The organism is Pseudoalteromonas luteoviolacea, assembly GCF_018100925.1.
Classification (GTDB): domain Bacteria; phylum Pseudomonadota; class Gammaproteobacteria; order Enterobacterales; family Alteromonadaceae; genus Pseudoalteromonas; species Pseudoalteromonas obscura.
Map to the genome: position 1 here is coordinate 34,066 of NZ_JAGJEH010000017.1, position 22,025 is coordinate 56,090.

The 22,025-nt window shown below is 43.9% G+C and carries 16 protein-coding genes; 6 read left to right on the forward strand and 10 right to left on the reverse strand.

What is annotated here, in order from left to right; translation table 11 throughout:
• Nucleotide 1: 1 nt before the first annotated feature.
• The gene (gene hemB / locus J8M00_RS25370) at nt 2–1,009 is read left to right on the forward strand and encodes a porphobilinogen synthase (RefSeq protein WP_211013182.1); all 1,008 of its coding nucleotides are present in this window, start codon (nt 2–4) and stop codon (nt 1,007–1,009) included.
• A 145-nt stretch (nt 1,010–1,154) separates the two neighbouring features.
• Entirely contained in the window at nt 1,155–3,884 is a 2,730-nt protein-coding gene (locus tag J8M00_RS25375; protein WP_211013183.1) for an ExeM/NucH family extracellular endonuclease, read from the forward strand.
• Between the two features lie 35 nt (nt 3,885–3,919).
• Here J8M00_RS25375 and J8M00_RS25380 read toward each other — a convergent pair whose 3' ends face one another.
• From J8M00_RS25380 to J8M00_RS25400, 5 genes are all read right to left on the reverse strand, one after another.
• Nucleotides 3,920–4,345, reverse strand: coding sequence for a hypothetical protein (locus tag J8M00_RS25380; RefSeq protein WP_211013184.1), 426 nt, complete (start codon nt 4,343–4,345; stop codon nt 3,920–3,922).
• Nucleotides 4,346–4,747: 402 nt separating this feature from the next.
• Nucleotides 4,748–6,835, reverse strand: a complete 2,088-nt coding sequence (fusA, locus tag J8M00_RS25385; RefSeq protein WP_211013185.1) for an elongation factor G — start codon at nt 6,833–6,835, stop codon at nt 4,748–4,750.
• Nucleotides 6,836–6,998: 163 nt separating this feature from the next.
• Entirely contained in the window at nt 6,999–7,787 is a 789-nt protein-coding gene (locus J8M00_RS25390; RefSeq protein ID WP_211013186.1) for a TIGR00266 family protein, read from the reverse strand.
• Nucleotides 7,788–7,905: 118 nt separating this feature from the next.
• A complete protein-coding gene (locus J8M00_RS25395) occupies nt 7,906–9,207 on the reverse strand; it encodes a GntP family permease (protein ID WP_211013187.1) in 1,302 nt (433 codons plus the stop codon).
• Nucleotides 9,208–9,331: 124 nt separating this feature from the next.
• Nucleotides 9,332–10,168, reverse strand: coding sequence for a hypothetical protein (locus J8M00_RS25400; RefSeq protein ID WP_211013188.1), 837 nt, complete (start codon nt 10,166–10,168; stop codon nt 9,332–9,334).
• A 1,220-nt stretch (nt 10,169–11,388) separates the two neighbouring features.
• Between J8M00_RS25400 and J8M00_RS25405 the strand changes: the two genes are divergently transcribed.
• Nucleotides 11,389–12,858 carry a sensor domain-containing diguanylate cyclase gene (locus J8M00_RS25405; RefSeq protein WP_247687563.1) on the forward strand — a complete coding sequence of 490 codons (1,470 nt, stop codon included), beginning with the start codon at nt 11,389–11,391 and terminating at the stop codon, nt 12,856–12,858.
• Here J8M00_RS25405 and ylqF read toward each other — a convergent pair whose 3' ends face one another.
• A complete protein-coding gene (gene ylqF, locus J8M00_RS25410) occupies nt 12,859–13,803 on the reverse strand; it encodes a ribosome biogenesis GTPase YlqF (RefSeq protein WP_211013189.1) in 945 nt (314 codons plus the stop codon).
• A gap of 103 nt (nt 13,804–13,906) precedes the next feature.
• Here ylqF and J8M00_RS25415 point away from each other — a divergent pair, with 103 nt between their 5' ends.
• Nucleotides 13,907–14,443: a YaeQ family protein gene (locus J8M00_RS25415; RefSeq protein ID WP_023400243.1), complete on the forward strand. Its 537-nt coding sequence runs from the start codon at nt 13,907–13,909 to the stop codon at nt 14,441–14,443.
• An 8-nt stretch (nt 14,444–14,451) separates the two neighbouring features.
• Nucleotides 14,452–15,057: a DUF7379 domain-containing protein gene (locus tag J8M00_RS25420; protein ID WP_211013190.1), complete on the forward strand. Its 606-nt coding sequence runs from the start codon at nt 14,452–14,454 to the stop codon at nt 15,055–15,057.
• A 1-nt stretch (nt 15,058) separates the two neighbouring features.
• Here the strand turns inward: J8M00_RS25420 and J8M00_RS25425 are convergent, their stop codons facing one another.
• Complete coding sequence (locus tag J8M00_RS25425; RefSeq protein ID WP_023400245.1) at nt 15,059–15,268, reverse strand: hypothetical protein; 210 nt, start codon at nt 15,266–15,268, stop codon at nt 15,059–15,061.
• A gap of 353 nt (nt 15,269–15,621) precedes the next feature.
• On the opposite strand from J8M00_RS25425, the gene J8M00_RS25430 reads away from it, so the two are divergent.
• Nucleotides 15,622–16,089, forward strand: coding sequence for a Dps family protein (locus tag J8M00_RS25430; RefSeq protein ID WP_023400246.1), 468 nt, complete (start codon nt 15,622–15,624; stop codon nt 16,087–16,089).
• On the opposite strand, the gene J8M00_RS25435 is transcribed toward J8M00_RS25430, so the two are convergent.
• The 3 genes from J8M00_RS25435 to J8M00_RS25445 all read right to left on the reverse strand — a co-directional run bounded on the left by J8M00_RS25435 (nt 16,086) and on the right by J8M00_RS25445 (nt 22,024).
• The gene (locus J8M00_RS25435; RefSeq protein ID WP_211013191.1) at nt 16,086–16,487 is read right to left on the reverse strand and encodes a hypothetical protein; all 402 of its coding nucleotides are present in this window, start codon (nt 16,485–16,487) and stop codon (nt 16,086–16,088) included. The two genes, J8M00_RS25430 and J8M00_RS25435, sit on opposite strands and share 4 nt — an antisense overlap.
• Before the next feature lie 48 nt (nt 16,488–16,535).
• On the reverse strand, nt 16,536–18,602 hold the full coding sequence (locus J8M00_RS25440; RefSeq protein WP_211013192.1) for a S9 family peptidase: 2,067 nt from the start codon (nt 18,600–18,602) through the stop codon (nt 16,536–16,538).
• A 281-nt stretch (nt 18,603–18,883) separates the two neighbouring features.
• The gene (locus tag J8M00_RS25445) at nt 18,884–22,024 is read right to left on the reverse strand and encodes an efflux RND transporter permease subunit (RefSeq protein WP_211013193.1); all 3,141 of its coding nucleotides are present in this window, start codon (nt 22,022–22,024) and stop codon (nt 18,884–18,886) included.
• Nucleotide 22,025: the final 1 nt, after the last annotated feature.

A 22,025-nucleotide genomic window follows, 5' to 3' on the forward strand; every position in this document is an offset into this window, starting at 1 on the left:
TGTGGCTCAATCAGGACTAGATCTATTTCCTTACACACGTATGCGACGTATGCGTCGAGACGACTTCTCTCGCCGTTTAATGTGTGAAAACACTTTAACCGTAGCCGATCTAATTTATCCTGTCTTCGTTTTAGAAGGGAAAAATCGCCGTGAACCCATCCCTTCAATGCCGGGGATCGAGCGTTTGTCCATCGATTTACTCGTAGAAGAAGCAAAACAACTTCACACATTAGGCGTGCCAGCTATCGCTATCTTTCCGGTTACACCAGCAGATAAAAAGTCTCTCATGGCGGAAGAGGCATATAACCCAGAAGGCCTCGCACAGCGCACTATTCAAGCACTCAAGGCTGCCTGTCCTGAACTAGGTGTGATCACTGATGTAGCACTAGATCCATTCACAGTTCATGGCCAAGACGGCATCATAGATGACAGTGGGTATGTAATAAATGATGTCACGACTGAAATTTTAATTAAGCAAGCGCTTTCTCATGCAGAAGCTGGAGCGGATGTCGTGGCACCGTCAGACATGATGGATGGTCGTATCGGGGCCATCCGCGACGCCCTAGAAGAAGCTGGTCATATTCATACTCGTATCATGGCCTACTCAGCTAAGTATGCGTCAAGTTATTACGGCCCATTCAGAGATGCGGTTGGTTCAGCAGGCAATTTGAAAGGCGCTGACAAAAAAACCTATCAAATGGACCCCGCAAACTCTGATGAAGCACTGCGTGAAGTTGCCCTAGATCTGCAAGAAGGTGCTGACATGGTGATGGTAAAACCAGGTTTGCCCTATCTCGATGTGGTCAGAAGAGTAAAAGACGAATTTGGTGTACCTACATTTGCCTATCAAGTCAGTGGTGAGTACGCAATGCATAAAGCGGCCATTGACAATGGTTGGCTCGCAGAAAAACCTGTCGTTATGGAATCTCTTTTAGCATTTAAGCGCGCTGGTGCTGATGGCATTTTGACCTATTTTGCTAAACAAGTCGCGATATGGCTCAATGAATAATTAAAAATTAAAGAATATTTTATAAAGGAGCAATAAATTGCTCCTTTTTTTTATCTTGATTATTAACATTTATTCATTAATGTGTAACATACTCCCCGTAAGCTGTCGGCCCCTTTTGGGCCTAAATACACTACACGGGACAACTATGATAAAAACAAAACTAACACCACTGGCGATGCTAATCGCTGCAACAACCGCATCTGCACAAGCTCAAGTCATTATTTCAGAGTATATTGAGGGCAGCTCGAATAATAAGGCGATAGAGCTATATAACACATCTGATGAAGCGATTTCTCTGTCAGACTACACTTTGAGTTACTACTCTAACGGCAATACCAGTGCGTCTAACAATATCTCATTGAGTGGTTCAATCGCAGCCAAAGGTACTTTTGTCATTGCCAATAGCAATGCAGTGGCGCTAATCAAAGATAAAGCCGATTTAGATATCGGCGGCAGCTGGTTTAATGGTGATGATGCAGTCGTTCTGCATAAAGGAGATGCCATCGTTGACAGTTTCGGCCAGTTGGGTACAGATCCAGGCTCCAACTGGGAAGGCGGTGGTGTAATTACAAAAGATAAAACACTGCGTCGTAAACCAGAAGTCACTATCGGCCGAAGTACAGCTGATGCTGCTTTTGACCCGAGTGAACAATGGTTGCAATTCGACAAAGACGACTTTTCTGGGTTAGGTGTGCACGGCCAGAGCAATACAGACGACGGTGGTGAAGAGCCAATAGAGCCGCCAGCTGAGCCTTTAGTGTGTGGCGATCCGATCACCACAATCAATGCAATTCAAGGTAATGGTGAGATTAGTCCACTTAAAGATCAAGTCGTTGTCTTAGAAGGCGTTGTCACCGCTGATTTACAAGCAGACAACCAACTTAAGGGGTTCTTTGTACAATCACTATCTGCTCATATGGATACCGATCCAAGCACGTCTGAAGGTCTATTTATTTATGATGCAAATTCAGACGTAAACGTTGGTGATACCGTGCGTATTAAAGGCACAGTTCAGGAGTTCTACGATTCAACACAACTGGGCAATGTAGAGCAAGTTGAGATCTGTGGTAGTGCTGAATTTAGCGCAACCCAACTGACACTACCGGTCAGTGACCTCAGTGATTTTGAAGCAATTGAAGGCATGTTGGTTACTATCAACCAGCCACTTTATATTACAGACAATTATGGTCTATCTCGCTATGGCGAACTCGGCCTTGCGTCTGAAAGGCTGTATCAAAGTACTCAAGTTGCTGAGCCAGGTGAAGCCGCCAATGCAGTGGAAGCCACCAATAAATTAAAAGCTATCACGCTTGATGATGGTTCCACAACGCAAAACCCAGAAACAGTTCCTTACCCTAGCACAGGCTTTGATGCATATAACACACTGCGTTTAGGTGACAGCACGAACAGCGTGACCGGTGTCGTAGCATATAGCTTTAGCAAATATCGTATTCACCCAACCATGACGCCCGAGTTCGTCAATACCAATCCCCGTACAGACGCCCCAGACCTAAGTGAAGAAGGCGATCTGCGTATTGCTAGTTTCAATGTATTAAATTACTTCAATGGTGATGGCCAAGGTGGTGGTTTCCCAACACCGCGTGGCGCAGACAACGAGGCTGAGCTACAGCGCCAGCAAGCCAAATTAGTATCGGCAATCACAGCATTGGATGCTGACGTACTAGGCTTAATGGAAGTAGAAAATGACGGCTTTGACGAACTCAGCGCAATTGCATCTTTGGTCAATGCACTTAATGCAGCAAACCCCAGTAATCAATATGCATTTGTGAACTTCAATGTAGACAAAATTGGTACAGACGCCATCACTTCAGCCATTATTTATCGTGCAGATAAAGTAGCTGAAGCAGGAATTGCAAGCTTCACCACTGCAGAGCCATTTGACTATGGGAACCGTCCACCAATTGCCCAAAGCTTCCGTGCTATCAGCACAGGCGAAGAGTTTACTTTTGCCGTAGGCCACCTGCGCTCTAAAGGAAGTTGTAGCAAAGCAGAGGGACTAGACAAAGACCAAAATGATGGCCAAGGCTGCTGGAACGCGACACGTACACAAGCTGCAACCCTTTTTACTGAGTGGTTAAACAGCAAGCCGACAGGCAATCAGGATGCAGATATCCTACTCGTTGGTGATATGAATGCCTATGCGAAAGAAGACCCAATCTCTGAGTTTGCTAACCAAGGCCTTCACAATGTGATCCACCATATTGATGGCAATACACACAGCTACTCATATAGCTACGGTGCCCGTATCGGGAGCTTAGACCATGCTCTAGCAAGTCAATCTCTACTTGATAAAGTGACCGATGCAACAGATTGGCATATCAGTGCAGATGAACCAATCGCGCTCGATTACAACACGGAATTCAAATCAGAGCACCATGTTGCAGCCTTATATGCTGAGCACATGTATCGTGCATCAGATCACGACCCAGTGATTGTTGAGTTTAAAACTCAACCACCGGTAGCGCCAGTCAACCCGGTTCCAGAGATCACGACGGGCCAAAGCTTCTCGGTCAAAGAAGACACACCCATCAACTCTGTGATCGGCATACTTGACTTTATTGACAGAGATGCAGAAGAGACACCGGTTGAGAAATTCATTGTTTCTGGCAGCACTGCTGTGCGTATTAATGCCAATGGACAAATTGTCACCACAGGTGAACTCGACTATGAATTTGATAACCGCCTAAACTTATTAGTTCAAGCACAGGACTCTGCTGGGAACCTTTCTGAACAAGTTGAGGTCATTATCCATATTGAAAACGTGGATGACACCGATGAAGAGCAAAGCGGCAGCTTTGGCTGGTTAAGCCTACTTGCACTTCCCTTCGCTTTCAGACGTCGCATACATAAGTAACATGCAATAAAAAAGCGCCTTGCGGCGCTTTTTTATTAAGCTTTAACTTCTGAGAGCGACGCGCCTACTAGCGCACAATCAAACTGCTTAGCAGCCCTTAGCACCTCATCTTGATTAGCCATCCAGTACGGAAAAGAAGCCTGCTTATTTGACTGTAACTGCACTGAGAGTATATATGAACCAGCTATTTTAGTGACTTTTAGCGCTTTAATATCATCGGAGTGCAAATAACATGTTCTAGAAAAGGTCCGATAACTAAAACCAGCCTTATCAATGTGAACGTATTTCTTCCCAAAGATAACACTAACCACCGACAGCATAGTCGCAATACTGCCCACACCACCGATCAATTTTGCCATCATTGAGAGATCAAGCTTCAAAAACATTACGTACAGTAGAATAAACACCATCAGCTGTAATGAATACACGTACCAGTTGATTTGTAAGTTGATTGTTTTCATGAGTACCTCCAAATTTTACTCAATTCACTCACCTAAAGACTACAAGCCGCACATGATAAATTCGCCATGTCCCTAAATCAAGTTCGCTTGATAGTTTTTTTCAACAATACGGTGTTAATTTAACCAGTAGAATCATGCTTCATATACCTGATCAGAAAAATATGCCAACTTAACCTATTGATAATTTGATTTATTTCATGATAAAGGTGTATTTTTATAAAAAGGGAAAATCCAAAAGGATTGGAATTATTGCTTGACAATTGTTTACATTTTACAAATAAATAAATTCATTAAATAAGAATTGAAGATGCGAAGTGAATCAATTTACCAAGTAGGTTGATTGGCAGGCGCATAAAAAAACCGCCCTAAGGCGGTTTTTATAAAAAGAAAGGTGTTGGCTAATTACTTAGCAGCTTTCTTTTCTTTCTCAGCAGCGATTACCGCGTCAGCAACGTTTTGCGGACATGGTGCATAGTGAGAGAATTCCATTGAGAACTGACCACGACCAGACGTGATAGTACGTAGGTGACCAATGTATCCGAACATTTCAGATAGAGGTACTTCACCCTTGATACGAACGCCCATTGCGCCAGCTTCTTGGTCTTTGATCATACCACGACGACGGTTAAGGTCACCGATTACGTCACCTACGTTGTCATCTGGAGTGAACACGTCAACTTTCATGATTGGCTCAAGAAGTTGTGCACCCGCTTTAGGGATAGACTGACGGAAAGCGCCTTTAGCAGCGATTTCGAATGCGATTGCTGATGAGTCAACTGCGTGGAAACCACCGTCGAATAGCTCAACTTCAACGTCTAGTACAGGGAAGCCAGCTAGAACACCTTCTTCCATCATTGACGCAAAGCCTTTCTCAACTGCAGGCCAGAATTCTTTAGGTACGTTACCACCAACAACTGAAGATGAGAACGTGAAACCAGAACCAACTTCACCAGGCTTGATACGGTAGTCGATCTTACCGAACTGACCAGAACCACCAGACTGCTTCTTGTGCGTGTAGCTGTCTTCAACTTCTTGCGTGATAGTTTCACGGTAAGCAACCTGCGGCTGACCAACAACTAGCTCAACGCCGTAAGTACGCTTAAGGATGTCTACCTTGATGTCTAGGTGAAGCTCACCCATACCTTTAAGGATAGTTTCACCTGAATCTTCGTCAGTCTCAACCTGGAATGACGGATCTTCTGCAACCATCTTACCGATAGCGATACCCATCTTCTCGTTACCACCTTTATCTTTAGGTGCAACAGCGATAGAGATTACTGGATCAGGGAAGATCATCGCTTCTAGAGTACATTCGTGCTTAGGATCACATAGAGTGTGACCAGTTTGAACGTTCTTCATACCTACAACTGCGATGATGTCACCAGCTTGTGCTTCAGTAAGTTCGTTACGCTCGTCTGCCTGCATCTCAACCATACGGCCGATACGCTCTGTTTTACCAGTTGCAGAGTTAAGGATCGTGTCACCTTTCTTCATGCGACCAGCGTAGATACGGATGAACGTAAGTGCACCGAAACGGTCGTCCATGATTTTGAACGCAAGCGCTTTAAGTGGCTCGTCAGCGTCAACTGTCGCAACGTCACCAGTAGGCTCACCAGTTTCAGGATCAGTTAGAGGCTGAGGATCAACTTCTGTTGGAGACGGTAGGTAATCAACAACTGCGTCTAGTACTAGCTGCATACCTTTGTTTTTGAATGCAGAACCACAGAAAGTTGGGAAGAAAGCAAGGTCACGTGTACCTTTACGGATACAAGCTTTGATTTGCTCTAGTGAAGGAGTTTCACCTTCCATGTATGCTTCCATTAGGTCGTCGTCTTGCTCAACAGCAGACTCAACTAGCATCTCATGGTACTCTTCAACTTTCTCAACCATGTCAGCTGGAACGTCAGTGATTTCATAGTTTTCTGGAAGGCCTGTCTCGTCCCAGATGTATGCTTTCTTTTCTAGTACGTCAACAACACCTGTGAACTGATCTTCGATACCGATAGGAAGAGTCATAACTAGTGGGTTTGCGCCAAGTACTTTCTCTACTTGACCTACTACGCGGTAGAAGTCTGCACCCATACGGTCTAGTTTGTTTACGAAGATACAACGTGCAACTTCTGATTCGTTCGCATAACGCCAGTTAGTTTCTGACTGAGGCTCAACACCACCAGAACCACAGAATACACCGATACCGCCGTCAAGAACTTTAAGTGAACGGTATACTTCAACTGTGAAGTCAACGTGTCCAGGAGTATCGATAACGTTTAAACGGTGGCCTTTCCACTCACAAGTAACAGCTGCTGACTGGATAGTAATACCACGCTCTGCTTCCTGTTCCATGAAGTCAGTAGTTGACTCACCATCGTGTACTTCACCAGTTTTGTGAATCTTACCAGTAAGCTTAAGAATACGCTCAGTGGTCGTAGTTTTACCCGCATCAACGTGCGCGAAAATACCAATGTTTCTGTATTTCGATAAATCTGCCATTGTTTTACTCTATTTAAAGTAGAAAAATTATTCGGCGGGAGTATATCACCTCTTTAGGCGAACATCATCCTTGAAGTCGATTAAAATGCAGCCAATTTGCAATTAAAACGCATTCGCTGCGATATTGCATTGTTGAACTGCATTAAATAAGCCGTGTTTAAGCTTAATCACCGTCAATAATATCGCCAACACTGCCTAACACGGAGCCTTCACCTTGCCTGCTGCCACCGTGTTTTGGCGCATGTTCAAGCACACGATCCGCCAACCTCGAGAATGGTAAACTTTGGATCCACACAGTGCCATGACCACGCAAAGTTGCCAAAAAGAGGCCCTCTCCTCCAAAGAACATACTTTTTAGACCTTTGACACGCTCGATATCAAACTCAATGCCTTCACTAAAGCCAACCACACAGCCGGTATCCACTCTGAGGGTTTCTCCATTGAGCTGCTTTTCCACAACGGTGCCACCGGCGTGGGCAAATGCCATTCCATCCCCTTGTAAGTGCTCCAAAATAAACCCTTCACCACCAAAAAAACCTGCGCCGAGTTTACGCTGAAATGCAATATCAACTTTGGTCCCTAGCGCCGCACATAAAAATGAATCTTTTTGTAAATACACTGAATTGCCTAGCTGTGCCATATCTAACGCGAGAATAGAACCCGGGAATGGCGCAGCAAAAGCCACGCGTTTTTTGCCACTGCCTTCATTGGTGAAATGCGTCATAAATAGCGACTCACCACTTATTAAACGCTTACCTGCACTGAATAACTTACCCATAAACCCTTGGTCGACATCCGAACCATCACCCATTTTGGCCTCAAAGCTAATGCCATCTTGCATATAGTTCATGGCGCCGGCTTCCGCTATCACCGTTTCATTTGGATCGAGCTCCACTTCAACCATTTGCATAGATTCGCCAATGATTTCGTAATCAATTTCATGACAATGCATATTTTTCTCCTTTTATGTGCTCTGTTTGCTGATTTGACTCAGCCCTTGTGTTTGTCAAAGTTAGTACAATGCAATTGATTTTGCATGACAACAGCCAAGCTACAGTACAACCTTGCGATTAAAACCAAATGAATAACCCAAGTATCAAGGCTACGCCCAACAAGGGAACGCATACTGTTAAGACTGCTAATGGCCAATAGGCGTCCTGATGCTTTTCGCCACAAATCGCGCGGACCGTTGTCACAACATAGCCATTGTGTGGCAAGGTATCCAGTGCACCCGAACTAATCGCGACAACACGATGTAACTGGTTTTCATCGACTCCCAAATCTAAATAGTGCGGCGCAACTAACGGTAATGCAATTGCTTGCCCACCAGATGCTGATCCCGTCAATGCCGCAATAACACTGATCGCAATAGCGGCGCCAAGCAGCTCATTGCCAGGAATAGAGGTCATCAAAGCGACAGCTTCTTGAAATGCTGGTGTGCCTTTAGCCACAGCACCAAAGCCCACCACTGCAGCGGTATTGCCGATCGCCACTAATGCCCCCGTGGTGCCCAGATTAATGGCTTTTGAGATGTCTTTAAAATATTTAAAATTGACTGCCAAGATCGTCAAAACACCACCCAGTAAGGCCACAATCAAAGCACTTTGCTGTAGTTTCTCATGCAGAAAAAATGACAAAGCCAGTACCACGAACAGCGGTACAAGACCGGTGATTGGGTGAGGGAGATGGCGGCTGTCTTCGATGGGATCATCATGCCTTGCAACAAATTGCTCACCATTTGCCACTGCTTTTTTAATCATTTTAACGAGTAAAAAGTAACCCAAAACAGCCATAAAAACTGCGACAACCAAACTCTCCTGCCAGGCCGCATAGGGGGAAGTCCCCAAATACTTAATTGGGATCCAGTTTTGTATTTCGGGCGACCCCGCCGAAGTCATGGTAAAAGTGACCGAGCCAAATGCCAGCACTGCAGGAATAAACCGCCGAGGTAAGTTTGCATCTTTAAATAAGCTCAGTGCCATTGGATACACAGAGAAGGCCACAATAAATACACTGACACCACCATAGGTAAGTAGTGCGCAGGCCAGCACTATCGCAAAAACGGCATGTTTCATCCCTATTTTGTCAGTGATGTAACGCGCTATGGCATCCGCAGCCCCGGTGTCTTCCATAAATTTACCGAATAGTGACCCCAGTAAAAACATAAAAAACCAAGCTTGGATAAAACCGCCAAACCCCGACATATACAAGGAAACAAAATTGCCCCCTTCAGCGCCATTAAACAGCGCAATATTACTGCTAAGCGCCACCAACACAGCACACAAAGGCGCCGTAATAAACAGGTTCATTCCCCGTAATGTCAGCCAGATCAGCGCACCCAATGCAAAAATTAACCCCAAAGTACTGACCATGAAACCACCCCTATTGTTATTTTTATGTAACTTTTATACCTCGTTCTATAGATCAAATACAACCAAGCCCGATTGCAAAACCGGGCTTGGTTGTATTATTCACTGTACTTAAAATAACGATTTATCACTTTAAATAGCACATTTTCTGCGCAGCGAGGTTTGGTAATGTCCCTGTTTCGGACGTTGTGCACATCCAGTTCATTTTTGCCAAGGACTCCTCCAATAAATACTCCAATTCGCGAGAGGCTGGATTTGATTTATTCACCTCATAATGCACGGTGACAGTGTCAGTATTAAAATCAGCGATAAATGCCCACTTGGTAAATGGCGCACAATTGTGACCGTTAAATTTGCAAACCTTTGTCGGATATACTTGACCCATAGATCCGCGCCTTTCACCCCAGATCATGACCTGCGGCATGCCTGGGGTGTTATTGGTGCGATTAATAATTGACGAAGCAATAGCCCCTATATCGGTTAAACCAGCGGTCGTATCTACACCACCTGCAATATTGTCAGCGAAAGTTTTGTCCCGTGAATCTGTACTTGTATTGTGGTAACGACGATTGGTAGAACGCTGCGGCGATATTACGGCTTCAAGCGTTTCTTCATTTAGGGCATCAATTGGAGGGCTCATTGGTGTGCAATCACCCCACGGGTTAAAGCAAGGTTCTTCTTCGATATAATAACGGCCGTAAAATGTATTATTTTGCGAAGCACGCACAAAATCTTCCATCAAACGTTGAGTAAACCAAGTTTGAGAGCACTCATAAGAACAATCAACGAACAGTTGCATATATTTCGCTTCTGATCCCCGGTGCTTAGTTATAAAGTCCACTTTGACTTCTTTACCTTGAGACATAAAGTACATAAACGGTTCGTAAACACGTTCAAACGCCACACTAGTTATGCTACAGCACAACAAACTCAGCGCAGCAAATAAAGAGGCTAAATTACGCATATAATCTCCTTTTAATGTTAGCTCTTGTATTTATCCATTCACAAAACAAACTAGCAAAATAATTTTAACATAAATTCAAACACAAGCTATATTCGGAACAGCCACGGCCCAAAAATAAATGAGAATTATTTGCAAATAAGTATTGACACCAAGACAAATGTTATTGATAATCAATCTCAACAAAGTAAGTGACGGTTTATTTTGTTGAAGTACTCTAATTTTGTTTCTCGACCCTGAAACACGTTGAGCGAACGTAACACGCTAGGTAATAACGCGTTGCTTTACGCCCCTAAAGCAACCTGTAAAGACCGACTATTTTACTTGCTACATTGCTCATATCAGTGACGGTAGATATGAACACAAAAAGCCCGCTTGACCCGCGGGCTTTTCTATTTTCAGAATGTGATCAACACACGCCGCTTTGCCCAACTCTAGTGTACAATGCACAACTTCACCTACTCGCGCTGAATACACTAATCAAGATCTTCAACCAAACAATACAAATGAGAATTATTTTCAAAAACATATTGACATAGGTCAAAATACAATTGATAATCAATCTCAACAAAGTGAGTAGACGGCTCATTTTGTTAAGTACGCTAAATTGTTTCAAGACCCTGAAACACGTGGTGCACACGTAAAATGCATAGGTTGCATGTGCTTTATCTTAACGCCCCTTAAGTAGAGCACACCCAACCCACTTACTATTTTACTTGCTACATTGCTCATATCGGTGACGGTAGATATGATCAAAAAAGGCCCGCGATTGCGGGCTTTTTTATTGCTTGCCATTCATATCTGTTGTTAGTCACTCAATATAATTACACACTACAAGGCCTGCTTTATCGCAAGCCAGATAACTCTCAACGACGCGTTAAGTACACCCCAAACCCGCCCAGTAATGCAAATAAGAATTATTTTCAAATATATGTTGACACCCACTCAAATCTAATTGATAATCAATCTCAACAAAGCGAACAACCTCTCACTTTGTTGACGTACTCAGATTTTGTTTCTCGACCCCGAAAAACACGTGTGGCGCACGTAAACAGCCACAGGTTGTCAGTGATGAGCATTAACGCCCCTTAACGTGAGTCACTAACAACCAACTTACTATTTTACTTGCTACATTGCTCATATCGGTGACGGTAGATATGAACCTAAAAGGCCCTTACAGGGCCTTTTTTATTGCTCGTAAAAAACAGCTGTAATCTGGTGTAATGGATTGGTTTCATCCTGACTGCTACAGTCTCGGCCTCTTTGTTCCAATATCTAGTGCAATGACTAACACACGATACCGATATAACTGCATATTGACGGTGCTTTTATTAGCTGGGTTTATATTTACCAGCTGGTTTAGTTTGCTCATTGCAAAACAGTCTTTGTTTCGCGGTATTGAAAATGATGCGCTGCCATTGACCAGCCACCTTATCCATACCGACTTGCAAAAGCAGTTGCAAGCACCGATCATTATCTCCTCTCAAATGGCCAACAATACTTTTTTGCACACTTGGTTAGCCAACCCTGATAAAAAACCGGACGTTTTATTTCAATATTTACGCCAAACACGCAGTGACTTTGACGCGGTGACCAGCTTTTTGGTTACCAGTGATGACAAAACCTACTACCGCTATGATGGTAAATACACCACACTTGATGCGAGAGATGAGTGGTACCAAGAAACCATGGACAACGCAGCACCTTACACCCTCAATGTTGACTTAGACCCAAGAGACGACCATCAGGCGACAATATTCGTGAACCACAAAATTATGGTCGACAATACAGTGAAAGGGATCACAGGTGTTGGCATTAAGCTAGATCATTTGAAGCGTTTAATTGATAAGTATCAGCATACCTACGATAGAAAAATTTATTTTATCGATCACAAAGGTCGCCTGTTGTTTTATAACGACACAACCTTTACCCACTACTCCCTCGCTGATAAGTTTGGTCACCACGGCGCTAAGTTGTTGGACAATAAAACCTATAAGTTACGCCTAGAACAAGAAAATACGACATTATTTATTAACTCTCGCTATTTAGAGCACTTCGGTTGGTATCTTATTGTCGAACAATCACTGGATCAGGATAACTCAGTCTCGGACAGCCTATATATCAACTTACTGATGGGCATAGTCATAACCAGCGTCATTTTATTTAGTGCTCAACTCACTTTTAATCATTACCAAAAACGTCTTGAAAAAATGGCGACCTATGACAAGCTGACGAGTACGTACAACCGTCAAGCTTTTGAGCCAAAGCTGCAACTTGAATTGCAAAAAGCACGTAACCAGTTTTCACCCTTGGTGATGATGATGCTAGATATTGATCACTTTAAACAGGTCAATGACCGCCATGGCCACCTTGTCGGAGACAAAGTACTTGAGCACGTTGCACATATCTGTAAAACAGTTATAGGTGAAAGAGGTACAGTATGTCGTTGGGGTGGTGAGGAATTTGTTGTCTTGTTACCAAAAACAGATTTGGCTCAAGGGCGAGAAATCGGCGATGCTATCCACCAGGAGCTCAAAGTGAGCAGCTGTGAAGTCAAGGTCACCGCCAGTATCGGCATTGCACAATATCATATTGACGAATCAGAAGATGGTCTACTCAAACGCGCTGATGCCGCTTTGTATCACGCAAAAAGCACTGGACGAAATCGCTCAGTGCTGGCTGAGGCCGCTTAATTAGCGGCGGTTTTTTCTCGCTCGTGCGCGGCGTTGTCGCTTCTCTTCTTCACGCGCAGCTTTTTTAGCTTCAGCTGCGGCGCGGATCTCAGCGACCATCTGTTCTTCTTCTTCACGCATTTGCGGTGTTTCCATTGTCACATGGCCCAGTACAGCATCGCGCAGTTCGTTGATGAGGATCTCTGACATTTTATGGGTATCCACCTGATTACCACCGCGAATACAGCCGCGTTTGCGTCCGGCCATTTCAATAAACGTCCAATCACAGTCTGGCAGCTCATCTATTTTATAGCGGCTCTTTAATAATTCAGGGTATGCCTTAAGTAGATACTCAGCGGTATAACTCGCCACTTCTTCATAGTTAATGGCGGTATCACGAATGGCACCCGTTGCGGCTAGGCGATAGCCCGAGTTTTCGTTTTCTACTTTTGGCCACAACATGCCCGGCGTGTCATACAGCATGATACCGTCTTCTAAGCGAATGCGTTGCTGCGCTTTGGTCACCGCCGGCTCGTTGCCTGTTTTGGCTACTATGCGTCCAGCTAAAATGTTGATAAGCGTAGATTTACCAACATTAGGAATACCCATAATCATCGCTTTCAACTGTTTATCTTGGCCCACTTTATGTGGCGCCAGCTTTTTACATAGCGCATTAATACGATGTACTTCAGCCGCTTTATCATGGCCAAATGCCAAGGTTTTTACACCATCTTCTTGCTCAAAATATGCCATCCAAGCTTTGGTCATTTCCGGATCAGCTAAGTCCGCTTTGTTTAAGATTTTGATGACCGGCTTGTCACCGCGTAATTGCGCAACCATGGGGTTTTCACTGCTATACGGAATACGCGCATCAAGTACTTCAATAATGACATCCATTTGCGGCATGATCTCTTTGATCTCATTGCGCGCCTTATTCATATGTCCAGGAAACCATTGGATGGCCATAAAAATCTCTCCAAAACTAAAATCTGTGACTATTTTAACGTAAAACGCACCAGATAGATAAATCTTGATATACTGGGCCTTTAAAAACTCTCAGCATATTAACATGGCCCTAAAATCTACAATTCTAAAAGCACACCTAAATATCAGTGATATGGATAGGCATGTCTATACCGATAAGTCACTTACTTTGGCACAGCACCCCTCTGAAAATGAACAGCGATTGATGGTGCGTTTACTTGCCTATATTTTGCAGTACACCGAAGAGTTGAGCTTTACCAAGGGGCTGTGTGTAGATGATGAGCCTGCAGCATGGCAGAAAAACCTGACCGATGATATTGAGCTGTGGATTGATGTTGGCTTACCTGATGAGAAGCGGCTTAAAAAAGCGGCTGTGCGTTCACAGCAAGTGGTGCTATACACCTATGGCGAGAATACCCAAGAGATTTGGTGGAAGAAAAATCAATCAGCTGCAAATCAATATAGTAATTTGACCGTATACAGCTTGCCTTATTCTGCGACTTCACAAATGACTGAGCTGTTCGCCCGCTCCATGGATTTGACAGCCACCATTCAAGATGGCGAAATATGGCTCAGCGACTCATCTCATAGTGTGCAAATAGTGCCACAACAACTTAAGTAAGGTTCAACATGAAAATAAAGCGGATCGTCGTCCTTCACGGGCTCTATATGTCAGGTTTTGTGATGCAGCCGCTTTGTACTCGGTTAGAAAAAACCGGATGTGAGATTCTAAATTTAAGTTACAACACGCTCGACCCGAACAGACAGGCAATCTTCAATCAAATAGATCAGTTTATCGGTGATAAACCCACTGCTTTTGTCTGCCATTCAATGGGGGGCTTGGTAGCCAGAGATTACTTAACCAACGCGTCCCAGCAAAGTCAGCACGTCGAAAAAGTCATCACGCTTGGCACGCCACATAAGGGCAGCGCCATTGCAAAACATATGCATGACAAAGGCCTTGATGGCTTGCTAAAAAATAGTGTCGAATATTTGTTGAGTGAGACCAATACCTGGCCATTTTCTGCACGCCTTTATAGCATTGCAGGCGATCTGCCGCTCGGCTTAATGCCATTGTTACAAAAAGGCAGTCGCTCAGATGGCACTGTTTTATTGGATGAAACCAAATTAAAAGGTATGGCCGAGCACAAAATCTTCCACCGCAGCCATACCACGTTAATCTACTCTCGCAGCGTGATGGACTATATTATTGAGGTCATCAGTCGCGATACTTAAACTATTTATCGGCTTTTTGTGCCACTTTATATGCAACTAGGGCAATGATACCTGTGATCAGTGGTACAGGTGCCGCCAAGTATCCAAAGCTGTCAGAGTTGGCATAACTTGCACCAGCCAAATGACCTACCAACCCGACCACAAAAGTCACCAGCGCAATGACAACCACGGTAAGCTCACCTTTATGTTGTGATTCTGTTTTACCTTTCATAGTGCTCTCCTTAAGAATAACGCCCTGAAAATGGCTCAAATAAAACAAAATGGGCGCTTTGCATAATCATTATGGCTTGAATAAAAGTATGATTTTTGACCTACATCAAGCAGTAAAATCACTCTAAATAGACACTAAATTGAGTTTGTTGTGGATCAAAAAATTGATGAATGATTAAACACATTGGCAAGGTTTAAGCAGGCTCAACCCGCTTTTTCGATGGCGATAATCGGTTTTAATCGTTAGTCTTTGACCTGTCATTCAGCCACACTGTAAAGCATACAAGGTCACACAGTGACACACTTTTTAAAGCGCCGTGAAGTACACGGATCAATAATACAAGGTAGCAAATTATGACGAACAGTATCGGTTTAGATGAACAGAAAAGTGAACAACTGGTTGCAGCATTAAACATATTATTGAGCAGCTACCAGATCCAATATATGAATGCCCGCAGCTTTCATTGGAATATCAAAGGCCGTGAATTTTTTGAACTACATGTGAAGTTTGAAGAAATTTATAATCAATTGCTGTTGAAAGTGGATGAGTTAGCGGAGCGTATTCTCACCATTGAAGGTACGCCATTACATGCTTTTAGCGACTACTTAAGCGCCAGTGAAATTGTTGAAGCAAAAGATATCCAAAATGGCCCAGAAGCGGTTGCAACACTCCTTGCTGGTTTTACACAATTGATTAAGTCACAGCGTCAAATTCTGGCTCAAGCCGCAGATGCAGAAGACGAGGGCACAGCCTCTTTGATGAGTGATTACATTACCGAACAAGAAAAACTGGTGTGGATGCTCAAAGCTTACCTAGGTTAGTCCAACCAAGGCGCAGCACCTCGGTATGCCGGGTGCTGACTCAGATATGCTGCAACATCAAGGTATAGCTGTATCTTGATGTTGCTGTCAGTCCACAGCTCACGGATGACTTTACGTGACAATGCATCGATACCTATGTAGTCAATCCTGCGATAGCCACGCATTTCCATATCTTTACAATATGTTTTGAGGGCCGACATACTATCGAGCGTCGTCATTTCAAAATCACTCAAATTGACCACTGCACATTGTAATTGACCCGGTTTAAATGCTTGCCAACGCTTAAGTGCATCCTGCTCTAAGGCTATCACCCCTTCACAGTTAAATGCGCCAACTAAATTGACAAATACCGTAGGCGGCGCAATATCAATTTGCCATTGACCGTGTGCTGAAAACATCCTCCCTCCTAAACCAAGGTCGCGATGCCTACGCAACGCAATGGTTAATTAGTCAGTTGGTTGTGGCAGCAAAGATATGAAAAATGCCATTTCTAACGCTTTTTCATGTAAGCTCTTAAATCTGCCTGAAGCACCACCGTGCCCCGCATCCATATCTGTTTTAAATACCAATACGTTGTCGTCAGTTTTCAGTTCTCTGAGCTTGGCAACCCATTTCATTGGCTCCCAGTATTGGACTTGCGAGTCATGCAGACCAGTAGTGACCAAAGTATTAGGATAGTCCTTCGCCGCTAAATTGTCATAGGGAGAATAGGATAAAATTGTCTCGTAATCGGCTAACTGATTAGGATTGCCCCACTCGTCATATTCATTGGTCGTTAAAGGAATAGATTCATCAAGCATGGTGGTCAATACATCCAAAAATGGCACATGACATCCAACACCTAAATACAGCTCTGGCGCCTGATTCATCACAGCGCCCATTAATAATCCACCTGCACTGCCACCAGATGCGAAGATCTTATCTGTCGCGCCGTACTGTTGCGTGGTTAAAGCGCGCGTCACATCCACAAAGTCATTAAAGCTATTTTCTTTATTGGCCTTTTTGCCATTTTCATACCACTGGCGACCAAGCATTTCCGAGCCGCGAATATGTGCAATTACGTAAACAAATCCTCTATCCAATAAACTCAACGTCGAGCTGGAAAACACCGGATCGATTGTATAACCGTAGGCGCCATAACCATATTGCAACAACGGGTTGGTGCCATCTTTATTGAAAAGAGATTTACGATACACAATAGAAACAGGTACTTTTTCGCCATCGCGGGCTGTGATATGTATACGCTCAGATGCATAGTCCTGTGGCTTAAAGTCTCCTAGCACTTTGACTTGCTTCTTCAGCGTTTTTTGTCCCGTTGCCAAATCACACTCATAAACGCTGCTTGGCGTAGTTAGGCTTGAGTAAGTAATACGCACCGACGTTGAACTCGGCTCCGGATTATACCCTAAGCCAGCAAAGTAACATTCATCGGCAAAGCCTAGCTGATAACTCGCACCTGAATAATCGTGGATCACAAAACGGATCTGACCCATTTCCCGTTCCGTGATCACAAAGTGCGAATCAAACAGCTCTAGACCTTCCAATAACACATTTTTACGGTGTGCGATTAGCTCCTGCCACTGGTTTGGGTCATTTACCGCATCCAATGCAACACGTACCATGCGAAAATTTTTCGCATCACTATTAGTCAGTAGATAGTAATACTCGCCAAACTTATCTAAACCATACTCATGGCCCTCTTGACGTGCTAGCAGTCGCTGGAAATCGCCCATCGGCTGCTCAGCATCAAGATAAAGGACATCACTGGTTTCTGTCGCAGATAAATATATAAAGATTTGGCTGTCGTCGCGGCTTTTGCCTAGGCCCATGTAATATTGACTGTCTTGCTCTTCGTAAACGAGTACATCTTCACTTTGCGGCGTACCTAGAACATGACGGTAGACTTGAAACCCAAGTAGCGTTTGAAGGTCTTTTTTCACGTAAAATACAGTGCGATTGTCATTGGCCCAGATCACTTCACCTTCCGTTTCAAGGAGGCAATCTTCCAACATTTGACCTGTGGTTAAATCTTTAAACTTCACGGTATAAATGCGGCGGCCATCGGTGTCTTCGCTATACGCCAGTAAGTTATCATTTGGACTTACTGTCAAGTCTGCCAATTCGTAGTATTCAAACTCTTTGGCTAACTCATTCACATCGAGCAATAAGCTTTTGTCATCCATCGCTTCATTCAACGCACGATAGTGACGGCCATACTCTTCCTCACCGCTTACCTCATTGGTATACCAATAGCGACCATCTTTTACTGGCACGGATGAATCATCTTTGACGATACGCCCTTTCATTTCTTCAAACAGCTGGTCTTGAAGACTTTTTTGCGGTGTCATCACCGCTTCACAGTAATCATTTTCAGCTTTTAAGTGGGCTAATATCTCGTCATTTTGACGCTTATCATCACGCATCCAGTAATAATTATCTGTCCTTTTATGCCCATGAATTTCCATTTCATGTGGTACTTTTTTAGCCACTGGCGGGGTAAGCGCTTTGGTCATATAGTTGTTCCTGATTTGTTATTATTCATCCAGTTTAACATAGCAATGTGTGAGGTACAGCTTTGTACCATAACCTACATTAGTATCTTAATAATGCCTCAATAGTCTACACACATACGTTGATTATCTGGATTTATTAAAAGCCTGATTACTGAGCAAGACGAATTACGAAAGTGTTACTTTATAACTTTAAAGTTGACAACACCACCGCGCCTAGTTTTACAAAATAAAAACAAAAAACCCAGCACTAGGCTGGGCTTTTTTTGATACATTTTAATTATTTATGCAATTTTCTGAGCAGAGCCTTTCTTAAAGCCCTTACGCTTGCTCTTCAACTTTGAAAACACACTCTGAATATCGACCAGAATAATGTACAAACATGGTACCAATACTAAGGTGATCAACGTTGCAAACAGCACTGCAAAACCAAGTGAAATCGCCATTGGGATCACAAACTTAGCCTGCAAGCTGGTTTCAAAGATAATAGGGGTTACACCCGCAAATGTAGTGATAGACGTCAAAGTGATCGCTCTAAAGCGCGCACATCCAGCCTCAATAACCGCATCCTTCAAAGCCACGCCTTCTTTTCGCACTTGGTTGACATAATCGGTCATGACGAGCGAGTCATTGATCACAACCCCTGCGGCCGCAATTAAACCAAAGGTCGACATCATGCTCATATCCAAGCCATTTAGCCAATGCCCCCAAACGGCACCGATCAAGCTAAATGGAATAACCGACATAATGATCAGAGGCTGAGAATAACTCTTCAAAGGCACAGCCAGTAAAATGTAAACTATCATCATACCTGCAGCAAAGAACATAACCTGTTCATCTGCTTGAGCCTGTGTTTCCTCAACCGAGCCACCCAACTCTGTTTTCACCTCTGGAAATTGCTCCGTCAGTCTAGGTAATAAGTCCTCTCGGATATTTTCGACAACTTGCGATGGCTCAATGGTTTGCTCATCGATACTACCGTACACGTACACAGTACGATAGCCGCCTTCACGACGAATGTAACTAACGCCAGGTTTCTCGGTAAATTCAACCACATCGCCAAGCACGACCTCACGGCCGTCCGGTGTTTTGATCAGTGCATACTTGAGCGAGGCAACCGCCTCTCGATCCAGCTCTGGGTAACGAACCATCACACGGATTTCTTCACCATCTCGGATCAATCGCTGTGCTTCACCACCATAAAAGCTATCTCCTATTTGGTTCGCAACATCGGCCAAATTCAAGCCTAGGTCATAAGCAACAGGTTTAAGCGAAAGTTGCACTTCTTTGCTTGGTGGATCGATCGTAGAGCTGATATCAAACAAGCCTTTTTCTTGTTGCAGCATTGCGATGAACTGTCTGCCCGCAGCATTCAAAGTATCAACATCTGGACCATATAGCAGATAACCAAATTCACCATCGCCACTGCCTTCATCGTTTACATCGTCAATCACCAAGAGTGACTTCACACCAGCAACAGAAGGCATGGCCTCACGCCAGCGACGAGATAATTCAAACGCATCAAATGGACGCAAATCTTCATCTACCAATACAGCTAATACACTGCCTTCCGTGCGGCCTTCATTCCACACTAAAATGTCTCGGATCATTTTCTGACCATGCTCGCGTTCAATGTCTTTATCAACCTCGAGCATCATGCTTTCTATTTGCTGTAACGCCGACATAGTCTGCTCATCTGACACATTATCATTGAGCATTATCTTCACCATTGGGAAGTCGTGAGGTACTTTTGGCAGCGGTACAAAGCGCACTTGATTCGATGTTATCAAAGACATACTCACTAAAAATACTGCGATAAAGCCACAAAATACCGACCATCGCCATGCAACCGCTTTTTCAATAAAGTTTCGATAAGGGCCATTTACAAAAGCAAAGAAATGTTTGTTAAAACGTGCACGTCTGCTGTTTTCACGTAGTGGCTTAAATTTGGTATGACCAATATGGGCTGGTAAGATCCACTTTGATTCAATCAAACTGAATACTAAGCATAAGATCACCACAATGGATATCGATTTGAAAAAGGCGCCTTGCGGTCCACTCGACATCACCATAGGTGCAAATACAGCCATGGTTGTCAAAACACCAAAGGTCGCAGGTGTCGCTACTCGCTTTGCACCTCTTACTACACTGTCAACACTGGGGCCACTGCGTTCAACTTCGGTATAGGCAGCCTCCCCAATCACTATGGCATCATCGACAACAATCCCCAGCACCATGATGAAAGCGAACAAGGACACAATATTAATGCTGATCCCAAACGCTGGCATCAACATAATCGCGCCAAGGAAACACACAGGTAAACCTATCATTACCCACAGTGCCAATTTAAAGCGTAAGAAGATCGACAGCATTATGGCAACCAAAATTGCCCCTTGCAGCATGTTTTTCTTCATCATTTCAAGACGCGCATCAAGATAGTACGTCATATCAACGATAGGCGTTAACGTTACCCCTTCAGGTAATGTGGTGTTTTTTGCCTCAATGTATGCGTGCACAGTCTTAGCAACCGGGATCATATTTTGCTCTTTGGTCGCTTTTACTGATAGAAACGCCGCATTGATGCCGTTTTGTTTGAAGTAGAACTCACCTTCTACAAATTCATCTTTGATCACCGCGACATCTTGTAGATAAATTTTGGCGCCATTGCTCCCCACTTTAACAGGGATACGTTTAAACTCGTCACCTCGGTACTTCTGATTTTCGACACGCACAGAGATAATCCCGGCTTCTGTACGGATTTCACCTGCAGAAATATTAGTTGAATAGCGACGAATTGAATTACTTACATCGCTAATGGTTAAACCATAACGGCGTAATGTGTCAGGATCAATTTCAATGGCAATTTCATAGGCTGGAGTACTCCGTTCAACCAAGGACACATTAGAAAGCTGCAGAAGCTCATCTTCCACCTCTTTCGCCAGCGGCTTAAGCTCTTTGAGCGGAATGTCAGCAGCCAGTGCCATTTGGATCACATCTTGGCGAAATTCAACTTGCTGTACCCTGATAGGTTCCATCGCAGCGGGAAAGGTCGCGATCCCATCAACACGCGTCCGCACTTTTTCCACCACATCGCTTAAATCGGCATCCGTATCAATTTCCAACTGAACGCTGCCGCTTCCGCGACGTGCACGATATACACCTTTATCAACCTCAGTGACATCTTTGAGTGCCTCTTCAATTTTGATCAAGATGCTCTCTTCAATTTCTTGTGGAGACGCCCCTGGGTAACTCGCATTGATGCTAACAAAATTCAGCTCAATGCTAGGAAACATTTGCCGCTGAATAGTGAAATAGCTCACTATACCCATGATCAGAATAAAGACCATCATAAGGTTTGCAGCGACAGAGTTATGCGCAAAATATGCGATTAACCCTTTTTGGGAAGTTCTTATTTGCTCACTCATA